We start from the raw sequence: 20,274 nt of genomic DNA, 5'->3' as shown, positions 1-20,274 counted from the left end.
CTGTAATAAACTCAAAGAGAAGAAATAACAAAGTTTTGATTTTTATAGTACCGGAACAAATGATCATAAATCAGCAGTTCATAGGTTCTTTGCTTAGAATTGTATTGTCGGTTAAGCATCATGTGGATATGGGCCGAGAGAAATTGATTGAGAGGAATTTCGATTTTAGCCTTAATTTCTAAGGCCAGTTTGTTGCTTTTTTTGGTTTTAGCATCCACAATTTTTCGGATTGCGCCAAAATGGTTTTTAGCTTCAAGTGACAAGATTTTATGCATTTGTTGGTATACTGACTGATAATTTCTTGACAACTCTTTTTTTTGTTCTTTGTCACTTTCGAATTCCTGTTTAAAAGATGTTTGCAAGCGATCCATCAAGGATAATTTTTCCTGATTTGATAACTGAAAAGAATTTAAAAACGAATCGATCGCATAAAAACTGAATAATAAAGGAAGTTCCTGTTGCTTAAACAAGGGTTTAATTTGGATATACTGCAGTATCATTTCACTGTCTCTGTAAAAGAGGCTTTCTGAAGTAATCATAGTTGTTTTGCCGTATCGTTCTATTTCTCTTTTATAAGTATCTGCTTGTAAGGTCCAGATCACATTTTGTTGTATCAGTTCCTTAAAAACAGAGTAGAAGGCTTGTATGACAACGGATAAATGAGTCGGATTTTCTATTAAAAAACGAATACGAAGATGCTCTTCAGGGTCTCTGTAGCGAATAAAGAACCATTTTGTAATGATTTTTTTGTGTTGCAAATGGGTGATAACAGGTTCTAGTTTTTCCAATAAAATAGCATCGGAAGTTTTTACTCCGGTATAAATCTTATAGTACAACCATTCGCTGCCTAAACAAAAATCTCTTTGCATTTTTTATACTTTTTCTTTAAAATAGGAGAGTATAATCTGGTTAGAAAAAGAATCCCCTGTATTATTTTTTACAACTGATTTTTCTGTGAATAAAAATTCTTCAAGGAAAAAATCTTCTTTTTGTTTCACAGCATTTAAAAATAAAGCAATACCTATTGGAGATTCAAAATCAAACAATAGCGTATTGTCGGAGTGAACCCAATTGGCAAAACGCGGAATATTTCTGCCCGATCTCCAATTAAAAAAAGCTTCCGTCAATAGCTTTTGATCTGTTTGATAAAAAGACACTATTTCTTCTTTTCGGACTCTCCATTTCGCTTTTGAAAGTATAATGTCATTGTAAATTACTCTTGGAAAAAAATCATAATCAGTCTCTAAAACGCCCCAGCTAAACGAGTAGGCCGGTTTTTTATGCTGCAGTCCAAGATCGCCCAAAAAATGATATAAGGGTAATGAATTCTTAGAGAAGTTATGCGCATTAGATAAATAAGGCAGTACTTCTTTGTTGTGTTTTCGGGAGCGCAAAACAATTTTTTGGGACTTCACAGCAATATACAAATCGTCTAAATCTAAGTTGTTTTCTCTTGCAACACCGGGCGTACAGAGGTAGCTAATTTCATGTTTTCGGAGTATAGGTCTTTTTAGTATATTTCCTGTTCTGGACTCGGGAATATGCACGATTTCGGCCAGTATTTTATCATGATGATATTCCTCTTCTTTTTTTACGATCTCTTTGGTGAGGTTATGAATAGCAGTATTACCGTTGCAAAAACGCCCCAATAGCTTTGCAGCACTTATATTTCCGGCTGAGGTTAAAGCAATTTTATCTTCATTAAAAAGCTCAATCATTACCGAAAAAGTAATTGGTGTATTCTTAAAATGGTCATCAAAATCCGGAAAGTCCTTTTCGGTTAGTACGATATTTTCCTCGTTGTTAAAAAGACAATTGTGGAGCTTCTTTTGTAGAATATAATCAAAAGCGGTCCAAATCTGTTTTTTTTCTTTTGATTGTTTAGGACGAAATGAGAAATTTTCCAGTATTTCGTGTGTGTCATTCATCTCCTGATTTTGCAGATAACCAATCCCGATTTCTGTATCGAGTACAGTTGCCAGAGGCATTTCTTTAGATTCATATCTTTTAAGAAAAGCTTTTTTAAAATTCTCAAGATTTTCGGATTTTTTCTGAACCTGTATACCGTTTAGAAATTGAATGGCTTTGAGCACTTTTCTCGACACATTTTTATTCAAATTATTGCTAAGAGTTGCCGTATTCAAGTCCGTTTGAAAAAGGTATTTTTCTTCATAACGGGTTTCGATAGCTTCAATAGTCTGTTTGACTTGTTCATAAGACTCTTTTTTAGGAACTAAAGTCGCGTCCAGATCAGAAAGTTTTTCTTTTAGATTTTCAAGTAATCGTATTTCTTTACCAAAAAGAGGAATGGTATCAAGAATAGAAAAGACTCTTTTCCATTCATCAGTTCCGGTTACAGCCGCATCTAATTCACTTACTAAAAACTGAAAAGAAATTAATTGCTGAATAAATGCCTGAGCCTCTTTTTTTTCGGATGCATCTGCTGCTAAAAAAAGCACCATTTCATCTACCGTACGTCCTGATTTTCTCTGAAGCAAAATTTGTTTCAACAAATCAGATTTACGTAATGCCGATATTGTATGTTCTCGTTTTGTACCAACATACTTATATTCGATGAATCGAAAAAAATCGCCTATTTCGTAAATGGAAGAGTTGGGAAAATACTTCAGATGCGGAGCTACTTTTTTTCTTTTTGCCGTATCCTGAAGCATGGCAACCCAATATTGCATATCAAATTGCGTAAACCGCGTATGTTCGGTGATCGAATTTAATGTAATATGAGTGGCCGCAGTATGTAAACTGCCCACAGAACATCCGGCGAATAATCCGAAAGGGGTACAGCGGGAAGACATTCTGGCGACATACTTTAAAAAACTAAGCTCTAATCCTGTTTTTTTTTCTTGGGATAATGTTGGCATTTCCGCTGCCCATTTGTCTAATTGTTGTCGTAATTCGGGAGAAGCCAGATTAATGGCTTCTTTTATAACAGGGTCTTTATAGAATTCTACCGCTTTTTCAGAGGAGTAGCCTTTTAGCAGTCCGAGATAAGCGGACAGTGGAAATAAGGGTGTTCTAAGTACGTATTCTGAAAAGCTGTTGATTTTAAAATCAGACATTATTTTTTCTGTTTGTTTATTTTTTCAGCAAGTTCCTGGATCTGTTATAATTTGCTTTATTTCTGTGGTAGTAAAATTCCAACCGTTTAGGTCATCTTTATAGCCGTTGTGATTATCATTTATACCATGGTTTACAATTTTCTTTGAGTAGACCCAAAGTTGTTCCTGCAAATCCTCGTGATTTATATCGGCCTGAGTATCTTTTACAGATTAACAGGGAGTAACAAAAAAGAAGGCAAAAAGAATAAAACTGATATTAGATTTCACAAACGGTTGGAATGTTTTTTTTAGAAAGTTCGTGCATCAGTGTCGACCGTGTCAGTTGGATTTGTGGGTGCTACATTACCGCCAACAATTACACGTAAATTTTTCAATTTGGCCACTTCCATTTTGTCTAAATCAAATTTTTTGTTTTCTTTCTTAATCTTTTTCATGTTTCTTTTATTTGTTGATTTGTTTGTTTGAATCGCAAATATATTTGTAGTTAAGGAATAATAATTAAAATCTGTTTTTGATTTATCGTAATTCATGAATTCCGATATTTTGAGTGGTTTAATTGATTGACTATTAAGCGGTTTTGTTTTTCAATGTCTCTTCAATTTGTTTCATAAAGTAAGTCGGTTTTATGCCGGTTTTCTTGTAAAAAGCGATAGAAAATGATTCCGCATTATTGAATCCAAATTCGAGGGCAAGTGCCTGAATGGTGTATTTTCTTAATTTTTTATCTTCCTTTAAAAACGTTACAGCATGTTCAATTCTTAAATCATTTATATACTGTATAAAACTTTTTTGTTTGTACAAGTTTACAATTTTGGATACATATCGGTTATTGGTATCAAAGGCATCGGATAGAGACTGAAGTGTGATATTGGACTCTAAAAAACGTTTTTCTCTTTCAAATTTCTCCAGTTTTTCTAAAATCTGACCTACTAATTCTTCATTTATTCCGATAGTATTTACTTTTTCTGGATTTATGTTGTCCTGATGCTCTGTTTTAGGCGCTATTGTCTCGGTGGTATCGGACTCTTTTTGCATCAGTTTTTCAAATCGGACGCGATGTTTCTTTTTTGATTGGTATTGATAGTATCCAAATCCTACAGCCAGAACCACTAAAATGGAGGATATTACTATGCCCCAATTGGATTGTGTCTTCTCTTTCTCGAGCGATTGGATTAAGGTTTCTTTTTCTAAAATTAAATTTGGCGTATCGTATTCAACGCGCAGTTTTTTGGTGAGCTCTTTATAATTCGCTTGTAAAACACTGTCAATATGCATGTATCGGGTTAAATACTTTAATTGATTAGTCTTATCTCCATTGTTTTTATAGTAGGCAATTAAATAGGGATAAGCGCTTTTAAATTCCGGTGCAATTGTTCTAGTAAGGTTATAAATGGAATCTACTTTTATAAAATTCTTAACGGCCTCTTTTTTATTGCCTAAACCATCATAAGTCTGACCCAGATAGAAGTAGGAGGCCAAAACATTGTCTGTGTTTTTGCAAAGTATAAGCTTAGGTAATGCCTTATTGATACTGTCTAAAGCGGCTTTGTAGTTTTTCTTTAGCGTCATATTGGCCCCTTCATTCAAAATAAAAAGGGCATTGTACTCCACGTATTTAGGTGATTTAGACTCATTGTACCCTATTTTGTTGTAATAAGTGGTAGAATCGGTCTGATTAAGCGCTTTATACGCATCAGCCAATGCGAATACAGCATTCTGATAGGGATAATAATTTATAGGCAGGCTAATATCCTTTTTTTTGTAATAGTTAAAACATTCTTTATAGCCTACAAGTGCTTCGTTTATTTCACCTAATTCTTCAGATCTTAGAAGAGCGATGGAAAATTTAACCTTATAGAAAAAATCGATATTGTTGCTTTTGGCAATACGCTCGGCTATTAAAAAGTTGTCTATTGCCTCTTTGTATTGAAATTTATTCTTAAACTGATAGCCTTTTTTGTAGTAGGCAAAAGCAGGAAACTTATTATCATTTAGATTTTTTGAAAGATAGATAACGCTGTCAAAGAGTTTGATGGCTTCATTTCCTTGTTTTAACAATCCGAGTAAGTACAAACCACGTGCTTTTTCGATCGCAACTCCATCCTTATTGGCCTTACTCAAATAGGCATTGGCACAGTCCAATTGCAGCTTTTTGTCTTGTTCATTATTCATATAAAGTTCTTTTAACTCTGTATAAGAAAGTTTTATAAGATTTTTTTTTGGTGTTTGTGCCAGTAAAGTGGTACAAAAGAATAATAAAAGTAAAGTTTGTCTAAATTCAGATCGGATCATGCAGTATAGTTTTTCATAAAAGTAAGGTATATGCGTAAAATTTGACCTACAAATAGAATTTTTTATGAAATATGTAATCGATTGATTTTGATGTAATTGTGTATTTTTTTTATCGGAATTCAAGAATTTCGTGTCAGGATTCCTGAATTCCGATAGCGTTCATTTGCGAACAATATTATGTTTTATCTAGTTTTGACTTCAGGAAAATGAAATTTTTAGAATAAAAAAAGCCTACAAATGCGATTGATCTTCCTAGGTGTAAATCGTACTTAATATTCCATTTCTAAAAAAGAAACTTTCCTGATGTTTATGATGGAAATAACCATTCAGATCATAAAAGGTTGAAAAAGAATTTGAATACTGGTATTCTGCAAAAGGCCAATTGAGGAAGAACGTATTTAAATAAAGCGCTTGCAAGCAAACCGATGGCACGGTTTATATGCCGAACTTTTAATGTACCCTATTTAAAACAAAAAATTATGAAATTAAGTTTAGACGCTTTAAAAAATAGAGCAGAAGCAGTAGCTTCACAAGAATTATTGGAAACTATCTCAGGCGGAGTTCAAGAAGCTTGTCACGATGTAAAAGTTGTAGCAGCTGAGTAATTAGTTCTATTAATTGATGCAACAGTAATGTGGCATCAATAGTAATGTACTTATAGATTTGTCCGTAATTAACATTTACATTTTTAGTAAAGGTTCTTTACGGACATTTTTTAAATTTTAAATATTTTTAAATCTATATTATTATGGATAATGTCACTACTGCTAAAACAGAGCTTGTCAATACCATTAAGTTACTTATTTACAAAGAAGCGCCTGCTCTATTGGAAAATATAAATTTTGATGATGATGATATTTTTTTAGAGCCCCTGTTATTTTCCTATTTCAGTTCTAAAAGAGAGTATACCTTTTCAAATGAACTTTTAGAAGAGGTAATACAAGGCTATTTTGTAGATAAAAAAGAATTAAAAATCAAACATTCTTATCATAATGATATTGCATACATTCCAAATGTCGGCTATTTCCTGAAAGATAAAGAAGAATTACATGAGCCTATATTAAAGATTGGTGATTTTGAAATATTAAAAGAAATACACCCGACACAAAAACGTTTTTTCAGGGAATATTATAAAGGACATATTTTAAATCATAATCCGGAATATAGTTCGGTTTGGAAAGAAAATTACGAAGAGTTATTTGAAGCTATTGAAATTATAAAAAAGAATCTTCCGGAATTTTACGAGCAATTGGTTTTTTCGAACAAAAAAATCTATTTGCATGACAATCCGAAAATCTTAAATTTTGCCACTGTTGAAACGCTTGGCGCGCTGTATTTTTATGTCTTGGGGAAAAACAACCTCATCTACTACATTGAAGAATTGATACATCAGGGATCGCACAATTTTTTTTATTATGTATTACAAAATAAAAAAGATTTTTTTAAAATTGATGTAAGCAATTTAAGTATGCGGGAGTATACCAATCAAGAATGGGATTACAGAGATATTTACGGAGCATTTCACGGATTATATACCGTGACAAAAAGAGTAGAGTGTTTTGATTTATTGGTGTCCCAGAATGTTTTTTCGGGAAGGGAAAAACACGAACTGTTAGGCAGGTTTACCGATCAGATCTTCAGATTTAGAACCGGTCTTGAACTTCTGGATTTTGATGTAGTTTTTACCGAAAAAGGAAAAGAGCTCTACGCGGAATATGATACGAGATGTCACACTATTTTAGAAAAGTATAAAAAACTGGCAACCTTTTTTGATTTGAGTAATCGCGATCTGGATTTCAGATATGAGGATTTTTGCAAACTAAATCCAATTGAGGCATTTTATAAAAAGGAAAAAGAAGGTTTTTTTGAATTTTAACGACAACAATACTAATAACAATTACAATGGGATTAAAAATATTTCTTCTGACTTTACTGCTATCGTTTACCATCTCTAATTTTGGTCAGACAAAATCCATAACGCTGTCGGCAAATGTCAATTTGCCTAAGGATACAATTGTATCGAATAGGTTGGTTAAATCTTTAAATGATTTTCTGGCATTAAAAGAGAATCCAAATAAAGAAAACGTCTTTGTTGAGAAAGAAGATTTGTTAGAAACCTCTTTGTTATTGGATGAAATAAAAAAAATAGAGCGAAATGCTAAAACTAAGGACGATAATTTCTATAAAGGGTATTTAACAAACATAGTACAACTGGATAAAGATAATTTTTTAGTTCAGTTTTCATATATGGGAGTAAACGAAAATATCCCGGTTTTGGCAGCCAGTTTTGAATTTATCGCAAAACAAAAAGACACTAAATTCTATTTTTCGTCTCCGCTAAAGCGAAATACAAGCTCGTGGAAAACTAAAAAAATAGGGAATTGTACTTTTCATTTTAAAAATACTTTAGATAATAAAGTCGCTTCTGAATATGTAAAAACGGTAGCGCTTTTGGATAAAAAACTCAATACAACCAATGCACAAATTGAGTGGTACGGCTGCAAAGATTTTCCGGATATCCTGCACAATATTGGAGTGGATTATAAATTAGATTACAATGGCAAAAGTTCAACGAATTTTACAGCAAACGAAAACAACACTTTATTAATCGTAAGTGGTAATGATGATGAAAGCTTTAGCAGTTTTGATCCGCATGATTTATGGCACGAAAGAGCTCGTTTTGCTTATTCAAGAACACTAATAAACAAGCCGGTCGATGAGGGGTGCGCTTATCTTTACGGCGGAAGCTGGGGAATATCATGGGGAGATATCTTAAAAACATTTAAAGAAAAAGTAGCTTCAAACCCGAAAACTGACTGGCTGACTTTAGCCTTGTACGAAACACCTCAACTTAATTTTGGAGAGAGTCAGGAAAAACACTTAATGGCAGATTATGTGGTCAATGCTTTATTAGTTAAGAAAATAGAGAAAGAAAAAGGATTTTCTGCTGTTGTTGAATTTTTATGTTGTGGAAAAAATAAAAAAGGAGGCAGTGATAATTATTTTATCGTTTTAGAAAAGTTGACGGGGATCAACAAAACTAATTTTAATGCTAAAGTTTGGGAGCTGATTACAGAAAGTAAAGTATAAAATGATTAAAAAAAACTTCCACTATTTTAAACAATTGGACTACAGAGATTGTGGTCCGACTTGTTTAAGAATGATTGCCAAGCACTACGGTAAGACGTTTTCAAGAGAATTTTTAAGAGATAAAGCCGGTATAACCAAAATTGGGGTTACTATGGCGGGTATTGTCGAGGCCGCAGAAGCGATAGAAATGCGAACACTTGGCATGCGTATTTCGTTGGAAAGTTTGATCAATGAAGCTCCTACACCCTTTATTGTACCGTGGAGACAAAAGCATTTTGTTGTGGTATATAAAACTTCTAAAACAAAAGTCTGGGTTGCCGATCCGGCCATGGGGTTATTGGTTTATTCACACGAAGATTTCAAAAAAGCCTGGACCGATACTACAGACGGAACCGGCTTTGTATTAATTCTCGAACCCAATACCAACTTTAATGATCAGGAAGAACATAAAGAAACGTTGCAGGGCTTTTCGTTTCTGTATCCTTATTTCAGGCCGTATAAAAAATTAATTTATCAGATATTTATTGGCTTACTGGTTGCAACCGTCATTCAGTTTATTTTGCCTTTTCTGATGCAGTCTATAGTCGATGTCGGGGTTAATAATCAGGATATTCCTTTTATTTATTTAATTCTGATTTCGCAGTTTGTGCTGATTTTGTCGCAAACTTTGGTTACGGTTTTCAGAGAATGGATTCTGATCCATATCACCAGCCGATTTAATATAAAAATGATTTCAGATTTTTTATATAAAATGCTGAAGTTACCGGTAAATTATTTTGAAACCCGAAATGCGGGAGAACATTTACAAAGAATTACAGACCATACCCGTATTCAGAACTTTATATCTTCGTCGAGTTTGAATATGGTTTTTTCGATGGTAACCTTTGTAATATTCAATATCATTCTGGCGTACTACGATTGGACTATCTTTTTTGTATTTATAATCGGTGCAGTGCTTTATGTAGGATGGACCTTTTTCTTTTTGAAAAAAAGAGCAGAGCTGGATTTTAAAAGATTTGATCAGTTATCACAAAATCAAACGTCATTAATTCAAATTATTAATGGGGTTAAGGAAATCAAAATAAATAATTCACAACGGAAAAATCGCTGGAGATGGGAGTTTAATCAGATTAGTTTGTTTAAGACTTCTTTGAGCACTTTAAAATTAGCCCAATACCAAACTATTGGCGCTAATTTTATCAATGAATTTAAAAATCTTATCATTACATTTCTTTCTGCCAAAGCGGTTGTAGATGGCAATCTAACCCTCGGTATGATGACCTCCATACAGTTTATAGTGGGGCAACTTAACTTGCCTTTAAGTAATTTTGTGCTTTTTATTCAATCCTGGCAAGATGCAAAAATTAGTTTGGAACGTTTGTCACAAGTGCATCTTAAAGAGGACGAAGACCTTGTTTCTGCGCATAAAGCAAAAGAATTACCAAACGATAAGTCTATTAATTTAAAAGAACTGTCTTTTCGTTACGGTGGAAAAGCGTCTCCTTTAATTTTAAAAAATATTACCTGTACAATCCCAGAAGGCAAAACTACTGCGATAGTGGGTGCCAGCGGAAGTGGTAAAACGACTTTAATGAAATTGTTATTGAAGTTTTACAATCCTACAAAAGGAAGTATCAATATCGGGGCTATCAATTTGAATGATATTCACAATGATTTTTGGCGCTTAAACTGCGGAGCCGTTATGCAGGATACTTTTATGTTTAACGATACGATCGCCGGCAATATTTCTGAATCGGAACAGAATGAATTTATTGACAGAGATAAATTAAATAATGCGGCATTTGTAGCCAATATTGAAGATTTTATCGAAAGATTGCCCAATAAATACAATACCGAACTGGGAACCTCAGGAATCCGTTTGAGCGGTGGACAGGAACAACGTATTATGATCGCGAGAGCCGTTTACAAAGATCCTTTTTATTTGTTTTTTGATGAAGCTACAAGTGCTCTTGATGCTAATAATGAAAAGGTAATTATGGAAAATCTGGAAAATTTTATTCATGGAAAAACTGCCATAATTGTGGCGCATCGATTAAGCACGGTAAAAAATGCGGATAATATAATTGTTCTTGAAAATGGTGAAATTGTTGAGCAAGGCAATCATGAGGACCTGACTAAATTAAAAGGTAAATATTACGCTCTGGTTAAAAATCAATTAGAATTAGGAAATTAAGATGGAAGAACTAAATGATGACCTGAAAATATACAGTGAGGAAGTAAGAGATATTTTATCTGACCCTCCCAAAACCATTCAGAAGTGGGGCAATACAATATTATTGGTATTTATAGTGATCCTGTTTTTAATCTCCTGGTTTGTAAAATACCCGGATATTATAGTTTCGCAAATCGTGATTACAACCAATACGCCACCGCAGAAATTAGTTGTTAAAACATCAGGTAGGATTGAGGCTATTTTAGTAAAAGACAAAACACTAGTCAAGCAAAATATGCCACTGGCGATACTCGAAAATTCGGCTAAATACCAAGACGTATTTGTTCTGAAAAATATTTTGGATACAATAAATATAAACAAGAGTGCATTTCCATTTGAGAAATTAAACACTGCACAACTGGGAGAGGTAGAAAGTGCTTTTGCCAACTTCAGAAAAGAAAGTGTGGCCGATCAGTTAAATGCAAAACTGCAACCGTATCGCGTAGAAGGAACGGCTCAAAACTACGAAGCAATTCAGCTTCAGGAACGATTAAATCTTTTAGAGTCGCAAAAAGAAATCAATCAGAGTGAATTAGTGCTCCAGAAAAATGAATTGAACCGATTTGAAACCTTATTTCAAAAAGGAATTTATTCTTCGCAGGAAGTAGAAAGACAACGATTGCTTTTTTTACAGGCACAGAAAAGTTACAAAGGTTTGCTGAGTACGATTTCGCAATTAAAATCGGCATTGAATGAATTAAATCGCAGCAGTAAAACAACTCATATAAACGAAAGCAAAGAACTAATTAATCTGGAGAACAATAAAATTCAGGCCTTTTACCAATTAAAAAAGGCTGTAAAAGACTGGGAATTAAATTATGTTTTAAGATCTTCAATCGATGGTAAAATCAGTTTTTTACAAATTTGGGCAGAAAATCAACCCGTTGAAGCGGGAGTGACGATTTTTGCCATTATTCCAAGTCGCGAAAGTGGTTATATTGGAAAAGTGAAAGCTCCGACATTAAATTCGGGAAAAATAAAAGTAGGTCAGAAGGTCAACATCAAACTTACCAATTTTCCGTACAGAGAATTCGGAATATTAAAAGGCAAAACCCAGGCAATTTCTTTAACGCCGGATAAAGAAGGCAATTTATTAGTTGACGTTTTATTGCCAAACGGTTTGGAAACGTCTTATAAAAAAGGAATTCCTTTTCAGCAGGAAATGCAGGGAAATGCAGATATAGTAACGGAAGACCTGCGATTAATTGAAAGATTACTGTACCAATTTAGGGATATTTTTGAAAGATAAAGGTAAGGGGGGAAATTCCAATTTTTTGAAATTCCAAAACTCGAAACTCGAAATTCCAAAACTCAAATTCCAAATTCCAAAACTTGAAACTTAAAACTTGAAACTTAAAACTTGAAACTTAAAACTTGAAACTTAAAACTTGAAACTTGAAACTCAAATCTCAAATTCCAAATTTTGCATTTTATATTTCACATTTGACCTGCTGAGTTTAAAACTTTAAGGAACTTTTAGACTTTATTGCTGTACCGCAATCCTTTTAATTTCGACGAAGGAGAAATCACGATCAATATTCCGATATTTTGATTTCTCAATCGTCGAGGGTATATATCTTGCTTTTTTTCTTTGAAGATGCTCACAATTACTTTGTGATTTCTACAAAATAAATTTGTTAAAAAAGAGTATCTGAGAGTGTTTTTACTTTCTAAAAAGCAGTAAACCGTTGTTTACCTCATCAGACGCTATAAAATAGCTGTTTTCCTGATCGAATTGAATGGAGAAATCCGATCGGAACTCCAGAATTTCAAATTGCGATCCATCTCCGGAAAGAAGTATTCCTAAATAATCTTCTAAAAAAGCAATTTCATGTTCACAAATTAATTCGTTGAAAGGCAGGAAAAGATCGTAGGTCTTTGCTTCTCCATTTTGTTCTGTACGGAATGTTATTTTGTAAATTTCGGCTTCAAATGATACCGGAGAAATTTCTTTGTTTGAAACGTAGAAAGAATTACTTAAGTCGATGCTGTTTCCTGTTCTTTTAATTTTAAATACCCGCTCTAATAAATTGGATGCATTTTTGGTTACTGATTTTAACGTCATTGGTCATGTTGTTCTTTGGAATTTTAAAAAAATGAAACAATTAGATTTGGGGTAATTTGTTGTTAATAGTACTCGTAAAGTTACTTTTTCTTTTTGTTGTGAAGAACGAAATTAACAGCGATTTAGGAGAACAAATCCTTCTTTTTTTAGTTTCTATTTCCTTTGTTTAAAGGTGGTTAAGAGCAAAATAGACCGGTCTTTTTTTGTTTTCTTATTTTATGGTTTGGTGTCTGTAAAAGAGACTTTTTGAAGGTGTTATTTTTCGGTATGAAATTTAGGATCAATAGTGATTAGAAGTTTTTTAAACAGCCGTATCAAACTATTTCTAATCGATTTGAGAATTAGTGTCATGGCATCGAAATTTTCTACTTCTTTTTTTGTCTTTATGGCAATAATATTACTGATTATCGAGATGCCGTCACTTACGATAAGCAGATCCATGACAATGGTTACAAACCATTTAAAGTTATAGTTAAGCCCTTTACTCATTAAGGCCAAAGCGGTAGGGATTAACAGCACGGCTAATTTGGATACAAATCCTAAAGCCAGTTTTTTAAAGCTAAAAGCATTTCCTAATACTATAGTTTTGATAATGCCTAAAATAGTATCTAATACCATTAAGTAAAACAATACTTTCACAATTTCGACATCCATTTCTAAGTAAACAAAAATGCCATAAAGCAATAATTTGATTTCGTTTGAATATTCTGAAATTTTATGGATCATCTTTTTTGTGGTTTTATTAGTCGGTTGGGATAGGTTTTTTGAAAGTATTAAAATCAATTAGATTCGGTAAGTTGGTTACTCTTTTTCCGAATATCGACAGCGTAGGATGATTGTTGTTTTTTCTTAAATCATTATTTGCAACTTCCTGTACAGTATCAAATTGATGGACAGGAGCAGGGCTGACAAGAGTGTCATTTGTTACAGTTCGGATGATCCTGTTTCCCATAATGTTAAGGTGTAAACGAAGGTTTTTTGAAAATCTTAAAAAATCGTTCCAGTCTAATAGCGTATACAGGGTGTAAATAGGGTAAAAGCCTAAAGAACAGAGTAAGGCAGTGGAAAAAAAGATCCATTCGGTATAGTGATTTTTTGAAAAAAAAAAGGTTGGCAGTAGCAAAACAACAATGGGTAATACGGTCAGGATGGTGACCAGCAGCCACAGTAATGCCGCAGTGGTAAAAATAAATTTTACTACTTTCATAGGTGATTTTTTTAAGGTGAATGATTTTAAGTAAGTACTCTTTTGGGGCAAAGTGCCCCAGAAGAGTATTACATATTGTTACTTATACAGATTTGCAGGTTTATGAATCTTGTTAGAGAATAAAGTCCTAGCAGATTGTCTGAGGGTAATTTATTCTTTAAACCAATACGAATGTTATTAACAAATCTACAGAGAAACTGGAGTTACGGTATAGGAATGATGAGTTCGTTAGAAGGAAGTGATCTATTGTTATCACTATCTATAGCGTATACCTGAAAATGATATGTTGTGTTAGTTGCAGCAAAAAAATTGCGAGTGACTAGAGAGTCAGTCGAATGTAATTTATATTCTTCTCCAGATTTTTTAGACCATAGTTCATAACGAATTCCACTGTTATTGTCTATTGAAGCTTCCCATTCAAATACGATCAGACTTGGTGGTTCAAAGGAGTAGGTTAATTTTACTGGAGTTGATGGTATTATTGTAGGATCTGAGCCTCCCGTATATTCAATAAATTGAACTACTCTGTAAGGACTTTGTAGTGGAAAAGAATTACCATTTCCTCTTGATCCGGTTGTGTTAGTGTCAGACCATCCCTCATCGTTATTTCGTGTACCTTCCATTACTACTGTATTCATGTCCGACGTTCCGGCGGAATCAGTAGCTAAAGGATGGTTGTGTGGAGGCATTTCATCAACATTCAAAGATTTTGCTACATATCCTCCAGCTTTTCCTAAGGTATCAAATGGCCATATTCTGGTCCCATTCTCAAAATAAAAAGTTAAATTTTGATAATAACTTCTTTGGACAAATTGTTTACCTCGTTCTTGAAAGTCAGGATTATAAAGTCCAACTGGCATTCTTCCTTGTAATGGTTCATATTCTTTCCATCCTGTTGGAATTTGATTAGCAGGCCTGCCCCAAATGGCAACGATACCGACAGGTATTCCAGTTGCTGCGGGTCTTGCTTCTAAAGCAATGAGACGGTCCATTAGGGCTTTGATAGAGATATCAGTTTTAGCAATCTTATTTCCTCCTTTTAGTACTAACAAAGGCGTTTCGGATTTTGTTGCTTCTACCTGATCCGTTGTATTTACAGTTATGTTTCCTCCTACAGTCAAATTTCCTGTCATGGCTTTTGAGCCGTCAAGAGGTAGGTAGGTATCTTTAATTACATTAATTTGGTTAGTGTTTTCGTTGATCCCCGGCTTAACGACATTAGCAATATCTCCTTCGATTGCACTAATTCTTGGTTTAACGACATTAGCAATATCACCTTCGATTGCAGTAATTTTTGGCTTAACGACATTAGCAATATCACCTTCGATTGCAGTAATTCTTGGCTTAACGACATTAGCAATATCGCCTTCGATTGCACTAATTTTTGGTTTAACGACATTGGCGATATCGCTTTCTATTGCATTAATTTTTGGCTTAACAACATTGGCGATGTCACTTTCTATTGCATTAATTTTTGGTTTAACGACGTTGGCAATATCGCTTTCTATGGCACTAATTTTTGGTTTAACAACAGTAGCGATATCATTTTCTATCGCATCAATTTCATTCTGCAATCTTTGCAGAATGGCTTCAATAGCAGCAATATCCTTAACTATTTGGAAATCGTCCAATTCATAATAATATACCGTTAAGGCATCAGTATTAGTTGTACCGCTTCTATCGGCATTGTTATAGTCGGTTTGACTGATGTATTGGGCTTCGTAATCAAAATAGGCGGTTTGAAATGTTCCCGTACCATATACTAAACTGGTCCCTGTTCGGGTCGTTTTTAAGCAGCTGTCTTGGGCTCCTTTTGCAATTGGATACAAAATGCCCTCTATTTTTTCTTCTCCCTGAGCGTTTTTTTCGATTTGGTGTATCACTGCCAAGCCTTGTTTCTCGCTTGTTGCGGGAGCTATAATATAATTTATGGCTTCTCCAATAGTGGCAGGAGTCTTAATACTTAAATGTCTTTTTAATGCTTCGTATAATTCAGACCTGTAGGCGGACTGAAGTCTTTCTAAAGTTTCTTGTTCGAGTGGAAATCCTCCTGAATGACTAAAATTTATTCTTTTCATTTTTTATTAATTTAAATGGCTGTTGTTTTTTTAAGTTTGTTCATACTTCTCTATTCTAGCTTCTATGATCTCTAGTTTATTTTTCCGGCTCATAAGAATAGCTTTCATAACTTTTACCGGCTAATCTGTAAAAATTAAGAAGATTGTGATAGGCCATAGTGGCCACTTTTATAGGTTCCGTTTTGTGAGGAGAGGCGTCTCTGTTTGCTTCGCAGACTATGGTTCCGTTTTTTAGTAAACTTTCCGGTATAAAAACTCTGAAATTGGCGTAGCTTATTTTGGTGTAATCGCTTCGATGAGCCAGATAAACCGGTTTATTGTTTCTTTTTTTATACCCATTGCGGTCAAAAATCTTTAACAGCGGAATCGATAGTTTAAAGATTTTTAAGGTTGGAGTTGATAAAACTTTATCCGGTTCGTAATACTCTTTGTTCAGGTAGACATACTGTATGGTAGGTTTGACCGATTCGTCTATATAAATAAACTCCTCCCGTCTTTTTTGCTCCATACTTAAATTAGGATTATAATTTTTGGTCACATTAAAAGTCTCGTTGAGTACTTTCTCCAGATAGATAATCTGACCGGTATGCTGCATTTTATAGAGAGTCTCTTCATAAATCTTAGCGATAGGCGAGAGTAAAACATTAAGCCAATGATAATGTGTCTGTTTTCTAAGAACTGGGGGGATCAGCCATAACAATAACTTTTCCCATTTTACTGTGGTGTATTTATTCATTGTCTATATTAGGTTATTGTTTATCTCGGTAGAAATTATAAGGAATGTAGTTTACCTCAACCGTTAGGGTATCCAAATCAAAATAACCGGCTTTAGGAATGAAATACTCCAGGTTACTAACATCGTAAAGTTCAGGAGCCAATTCATCATTTGGATTTTGGGCGACACTGGTTTGGAGCTTAGTTAATATTGGAATTTTAACGCCTGCGGCTTTCTGTAGCGCATCAACGAGATACGTTTTGACAAAGGCACCGTTAAATTCAATATTTCTTAAATGTTCTTTGGCAGCTTCCAGTATTGGATAAGTCTCGTTATCTGTTATCAATGAGCCGTTTTTGGAGTCCGGTTCGTAACCCTCCAACTCATATTTCTTCAATTTGTCTTTCTGCTCTGGTGTCAGGATACCCGTTAAACTCTTTAATTGATTGTATTCAATATCGTTCGGGTTAATATAAATTTGCAAAGGATCGATATAAACATTTAAATTTATTTTCAGAATATCACCTTGATCTGAAGTGATATGCACCTGATTTCCTGCATCTTTAATTTTGGCGATATATTCTTTAAAAGCATAAAGTTCGTTGGGAACATCTATTTTGGCGATCTGATCTCCTTTTACCGTAGCGACTTTTATAAAAACAACCCCGATTTTGTTGTGGAAGAAGTCCGAAAAAATTTGTTCAGGTTTTTTTTCGGTATCAAGGATGGTTCCTAAGTCAACCTCACTTACGGCGCAATATTTTATTATTTTAGACGATTCAATTTGTTCAGGACTAAGATCTGTGGTGTCAAATTGATACGAGCCCTCTTTCCAAACGAGTGACATTCCGTTGCTGGAATCAGGGTCTAAAGGGGTGCCGTAATGAAAGTTTAATGCCTGTTCGCGATACCAGTTTAAGGTATGAGGCCTTGATATTAAGGCATTTTTTTCTACGATTTTTTCGTGTAACCAAACAGCCGTAGCCACAATATTGACCCAAAGATTCCAGACACTTGTCTTTGATTGTGTTAAGTTGTTCAGGGAAGTATATTTCCCTTTCTCTAACAGAATTTCATTCTGTATTTCAGCAATTGTACGTGCCATATTTTAATTTTTTAATATAGTTTAGCCTGTAAGACATGTGTAATATGCTTATAGATACTTGTTTATGTTTGTTTTGTAAATACTACGGAGAAGTAGTTTTCTTTTTAGAAATTTCTAAAAAAGGACGTTAAAGAGGTAGTAGTAGCTGCCAATTGAGTTGTTTTCTAAGCACTATTTCAGGTAATTACAGCTAAGGTTGTTTCTTAATAAATGATAAAATCGTCTTCAATAATCATATAATCAATTCCCGAGAATTTATCCAATAAATACTCTTCTTCTTCGGTAAGAGCGGTTGCGGGCTTTAAATTTCTGGAACTGTAATACTCGACTATGTCTTTCTTAAAAGCTTCTCTGCCCGTTTTTAAATCTTTGTAAACAGAAATATCTTCTGTAAGATCAAATTGATCATTGTCTTCTAAAAGGTCGAAGACTTTTTCGATACTACCGTACTCTTGTAAGGAGATGTCGAAAATGTTTTGGTTTTGTTGTGGTTTAATAGTTCCCATCGATTCTAATGTTTTGTAAATCGTTAACATCCAGTGTTGTCACATGAAAGTTGTCATACGTTAATTGTTTATCTATTTCGTTTTCTAATCTTAGCCTGGAAGTGGCATCAGGACTATTGATGTATTTTTTAATACCTACTCCAAGTATCGGAAACTCTTTATAGCCTCCTTTTTGACTTAGTAGCAGATGTTGCAGGTTTTGCTGATCTGCCACTTCAAGGACAAAATCTTCGCCTGCAATCAGCAAGTCTTCTTCTATGATAAAATCTTTCATATTTCGGTTCTATTTGTTGTTTTTTTTGGATTAATTCTGCTCATGAAATCGTCTTAGAATCTGCGCGCTACATCCTAAAGATGATTTTTATTTGATACTGTAAAAATAAGCTATGCTTTGCCCTTTGCCAAGGTTTTTAGTGAGACTAATCTGTAGTTTCAGTAAGTTTGATTTTGTTTTAGAACGGCTTTTATTCGTAGTAACAGCAACTTTTTTTAGCCGCTTTTTTGCTTTTTTTGATTCGAAAATAGGAGGGTCAAATTCGGGGAAGTACGAATTCAAGAATGACTTTAAGAATCATTTTTATAATGTTGTTTTTAATGGCATTCAATCTTATTTTAGAGATCCCGGTGTTTTGCAACGCTTGTAAAACCAGTAGATCGAGTTGACTTTTTAAAAGCCATTCAAATTCTTCTTCGGTCAGGGCTGCAGAAGTATACAAAGTGACCCAACGTTCGAGTTTGTCTTTAGAGGTTTCCAAAAAAAGATTCAGGTCTTTTTCTAATTCGGATTTACTGTCTTTGTAACTTTTTGTTATAAGAATCCTTACTTGTTTTTTGAGGTCTTCTATTAATTTTTCGTTATCCATAAGTTTTAAGTGTTGCCGTTAATTAAATCTAAAAGCGCATCCTTCGATTCTTTGTCTTTTTTAATCTCATATTGAATAAGTAAATCCAAAGCATCACTAAGCTGTTTTTTGGATTCTTCGATAAAACCCTGTGACAAAACGCCTTTTGTTTCCCAATGTTTGAAAAAACCGGTCAACAGATTTTTTTCCTTATCGGTGAGCAACTTCCACATCGCAAAAGTGATTTCATTATGAGGTTTGTTTTTTTCGTATTCTGTCAATTTTTCAATGTCAAGCAATACTGTTTCAACTTCGCCTTGATGCATGGAGTAGGGAGTATTGGCCTTACTCATTAGGGCAGTAATTGCTATTTTCAATGCGGTCGTTTTTTGATGTGAATACGAATCGTATAACGCTGTTTTTGTCGAAACACAGGAAGTCATTACAAAAGCAATTAGAAAAGATATAAGTTGTAATTTCAAATGTTTCATCTGTTTACTTGTATAAGATTACATAGTTTTTTTTGTCTCTTTTTAACTTGCTGAGTTGTTTCCAGTCACCACATCCTTTTTTGTCAAAGTGTGGTAGATCTTTAAAAGTTTTCCAGTCGCCGCCCCAGTTCCAGTTGTATTTGGCGAAAATTTTCACACATTCCTGCCAATCCGAAATCTGGTCGTTGTCCCAGTCTTTTGCGGTATCCCATGAAGCAACTTTGCCGTCTATAATAAGACAGATGTCAACCGCAAAACCAAAATTGTGAATCGATTGACCACCTTTGGCATTGGTTACTTTTTTTCCGGGTTTGGTTCGTCCAAAAGCATAAAGATCGTCCTGTTCCGAAAAAGTTCTGAGCCCTTGTGTAATGCGTACTTTTGCTCTTCCGGTCAGGGCAAGATCGCATTCCGCGATAATTTTGGTAACTTCTTCTCTCACGGTAGGATGAAGCAAATCGATGTGTTTTTTTGTTGTTTGATCCATATTTGTATTTAGTAATGATTTCAGGTTTTAAGCGCAAGAAACCATCCCGATTGTTCGAAAACAATCCTGATGTTGATTTGGCGATA

At 34.1% G+C, this 20,274-nt stretch carries 20 protein-coding genes; 5 read left to right on the top strand and 15 right to left on the bottom strand.

Features of this window, described 5'->3' with window-relative positions:
• Positions 1 to 11: 11 nt before the first annotated feature.
• The 4 genes from LNP23_RS21725 to LNP23_RS21710 form a co-directional block, all read right to left on the bottom strand.
• The gene (locus LNP23_RS21725; protein ID WP_230002859.1) at positions 12 to 869 is read right to left on the bottom strand and encodes a thiopeptide-type bacteriocin biosynthesis protein; all 858 of its coding nucleotides are present in this window, start codon (positions 867 to 869) and stop codon (positions 12 to 14) included.
• Between the two features lie 3 nt (positions 870 to 872).
• Positions 873 to 3,077: a lantibiotic dehydratase family protein gene (locus LNP23_RS21720; RefSeq protein ID WP_230002858.1), complete on the bottom strand. Its 2,205-nt coding sequence runs from the start codon at positions 3,075 to 3,077 to the stop codon at positions 873 to 875.
• A 287-nt stretch (positions 3,078 to 3,364) separates the two neighbouring features.
• A complete protein-coding gene (locus tag LNP23_RS21715; RefSeq protein ID WP_047778682.1) occupies positions 3,365 to 3,607 on the bottom strand; it encodes a hypothetical protein in 243 nt (80 codons plus the stop codon).
• 37 nt (positions 3,608 to 3,644) lie between these two features.
• On the bottom strand, positions 3,645 to 5,249 hold the full coding sequence (locus tag LNP23_RS21710) for a helix-turn-helix domain-containing protein (protein WP_230002857.1): 1,605 nt from the start codon (positions 5,247 to 5,249) through the stop codon (positions 3,645 to 3,647).
• Between the two features lie 599 nt (positions 5,250 to 5,848).
• Here LNP23_RS21710 and LNP23_RS22865 point away from each other — a divergent pair.
• The 5 genes from LNP23_RS22865 (at position 5,849) to LNP23_RS21690 (ending at position 11,941) form a co-directional block, all read left to right on the top strand.
• A complete protein-coding gene (locus LNP23_RS22865) occupies positions 5,849 to 5,974 on the top strand; it encodes a hypothetical protein (RefSeq protein WP_255663417.1) in 126 nt (41 codons plus the stop codon).
• A gap of 143 nt (positions 5,975 to 6,117) precedes the next feature.
• Positions 6,118 to 7,245 carry a hypothetical protein gene (locus LNP23_RS21705; protein ID WP_047778684.1) on the top strand — a complete coding sequence of 376 codons (1,128 nt, stop codon included), beginning with the start codon at positions 6,118 to 6,120 and terminating at the stop codon, positions 7,243 to 7,245.
• Positions 7,246 to 7,271: 26 nt separating this feature from the next.
• Entirely contained in the window at positions 7,272 to 8,459 is a 1,188-nt protein-coding gene (locus LNP23_RS21700; RefSeq protein WP_230002856.1) for a hypothetical protein, read from the top strand.
• Between the two features lies 1 nt (position 8,460).
• On the top strand, positions 8,461 to 10,653 hold the full coding sequence (locus LNP23_RS21695; RefSeq protein ID WP_230002855.1) for a peptidase domain-containing ABC transporter: 2,193 nt from the start codon (positions 8,461 to 8,463) through the stop codon (positions 10,651 to 10,653).
• A 1-nt stretch (position 10,654) separates the two neighbouring features.
• Positions 10,655 to 11,941: an HlyD family secretion protein gene (locus LNP23_RS21690; RefSeq protein WP_230002854.1), complete on the top strand. Its 1,287-nt coding sequence runs from the start codon at positions 10,655 to 10,657 to the stop codon at positions 11,939 to 11,941.
• A 414-nt stretch (positions 11,942 to 12,355) separates the two neighbouring features.
• Here LNP23_RS21690 and LNP23_RS21685 read toward each other — a convergent pair whose 3' ends face one another.
• The 11 genes from LNP23_RS21685 to LNP23_RS21635 all read right to left on the bottom strand — a co-directional run bounded on the left by LNP23_RS21685 (position 12,356) and on the right by LNP23_RS21635 (position 20,188).
• A complete protein-coding gene (locus tag LNP23_RS21685; RefSeq protein ID WP_230002853.1) occupies positions 12,356 to 12,757 on the bottom strand; it encodes a hypothetical protein in 402 nt (133 codons plus the stop codon).
• Positions 12,758 to 13,012: 255 nt separating this feature from the next.
• Positions 13,013 to 13,483: a phage holin family protein gene (locus LNP23_RS21680; protein ID WP_047778689.1), complete on the bottom strand. Its 471-nt coding sequence runs from the start codon at positions 13,481 to 13,483 to the stop codon at positions 13,013 to 13,015.
• 16 nt (positions 13,484 to 13,499) lie between these two features.
• The gene (locus LNP23_RS21675; protein WP_230002852.1) at positions 13,500 to 13,964 is read right to left on the bottom strand and encodes a hypothetical protein; all 465 of its coding nucleotides are present in this window, start codon (positions 13,962 to 13,964) and stop codon (positions 13,500 to 13,502) included.
• Positions 13,965 to 14,167: 203 nt separating this feature from the next.
• On the bottom strand, positions 14,168 to 16,042 hold the full coding sequence (locus LNP23_RS21670) for a fibronectin type III domain-containing protein (RefSeq protein WP_230002851.1): 1,875 nt from the start codon (positions 16,040 to 16,042) through the stop codon (positions 14,168 to 14,170).
• Positions 16,043 to 16,118: 76 nt separating this feature from the next.
• Positions 16,119 to 16,778, bottom strand: a complete 660-nt coding sequence (locus LNP23_RS21665; RefSeq protein ID WP_047778692.1) for a hypothetical protein — start codon at positions 16,776 to 16,778, stop codon at positions 16,119 to 16,121.
• 13 nt (positions 16,779 to 16,791) lie between these two features.
• On the bottom strand, positions 16,792 to 17,862 hold the full coding sequence (locus LNP23_RS21660; RefSeq protein ID WP_230002850.1) for a hypothetical protein: 1,071 nt from the start codon (positions 17,860 to 17,862) through the stop codon (positions 16,792 to 16,794).
• 203 nt (positions 17,863 to 18,065) lie between these two features.
• Positions 18,066 to 18,368 carry a hypothetical protein gene (locus tag LNP23_RS21655; RefSeq protein WP_047778694.1) on the bottom strand — a complete coding sequence of 101 codons (303 nt, stop codon included), beginning with the start codon at positions 18,366 to 18,368 and terminating at the stop codon, positions 18,066 to 18,068.
• Complete coding sequence (locus LNP23_RS21650) at positions 18,355 to 18,642, bottom strand: hypothetical protein (RefSeq protein ID WP_047778695.1); 288 nt, start codon at positions 18,640 to 18,642, stop codon at positions 18,355 to 18,357. The genes LNP23_RS21655 and LNP23_RS21650 overlap by 14 nt, the downstream gene beginning before the upstream one ends.
• Before the next feature lie 256 nt (positions 18,643 to 18,898).
• The gene (locus LNP23_RS21645; RefSeq protein WP_230002849.1) at positions 18,899 to 19,231 is read right to left on the bottom strand and encodes a hypothetical protein; all 333 of its coding nucleotides are present in this window, start codon (positions 19,229 to 19,231) and stop codon (positions 18,899 to 18,901) included.
• Positions 19,232 to 19,236: 5 nt separating this feature from the next.
• The gene (locus LNP23_RS21640) at positions 19,237 to 19,701 is read right to left on the bottom strand and encodes a hypothetical protein (RefSeq protein ID WP_230002848.1); all 465 of its coding nucleotides are present in this window, start codon (positions 19,699 to 19,701) and stop codon (positions 19,237 to 19,239) included.
• Between the two features lie 4 nt (positions 19,702 to 19,705).
• Entirely contained in the window at positions 19,706 to 20,188 is a 483-nt protein-coding gene (locus LNP23_RS21635) for a M15 family metallopeptidase (RefSeq protein WP_230002847.1), read from the bottom strand.
• Positions 20,189 to 20,274: the final 86 nt, after the last annotated feature.

The sequence above is a fragment of the Flavobacterium cupriresistens genome, from assembly GCF_020911925.1.
GTDB lineage: Bacteria > Bacteroidota > Bacteroidia > Flavobacteriales > Flavobacteriaceae > Flavobacterium > Flavobacterium cupriresistens.
Note: the sequence above shows the minus strand (reverse complement) of the source record. Positions and strands in the feature narration are given on the sequence as shown.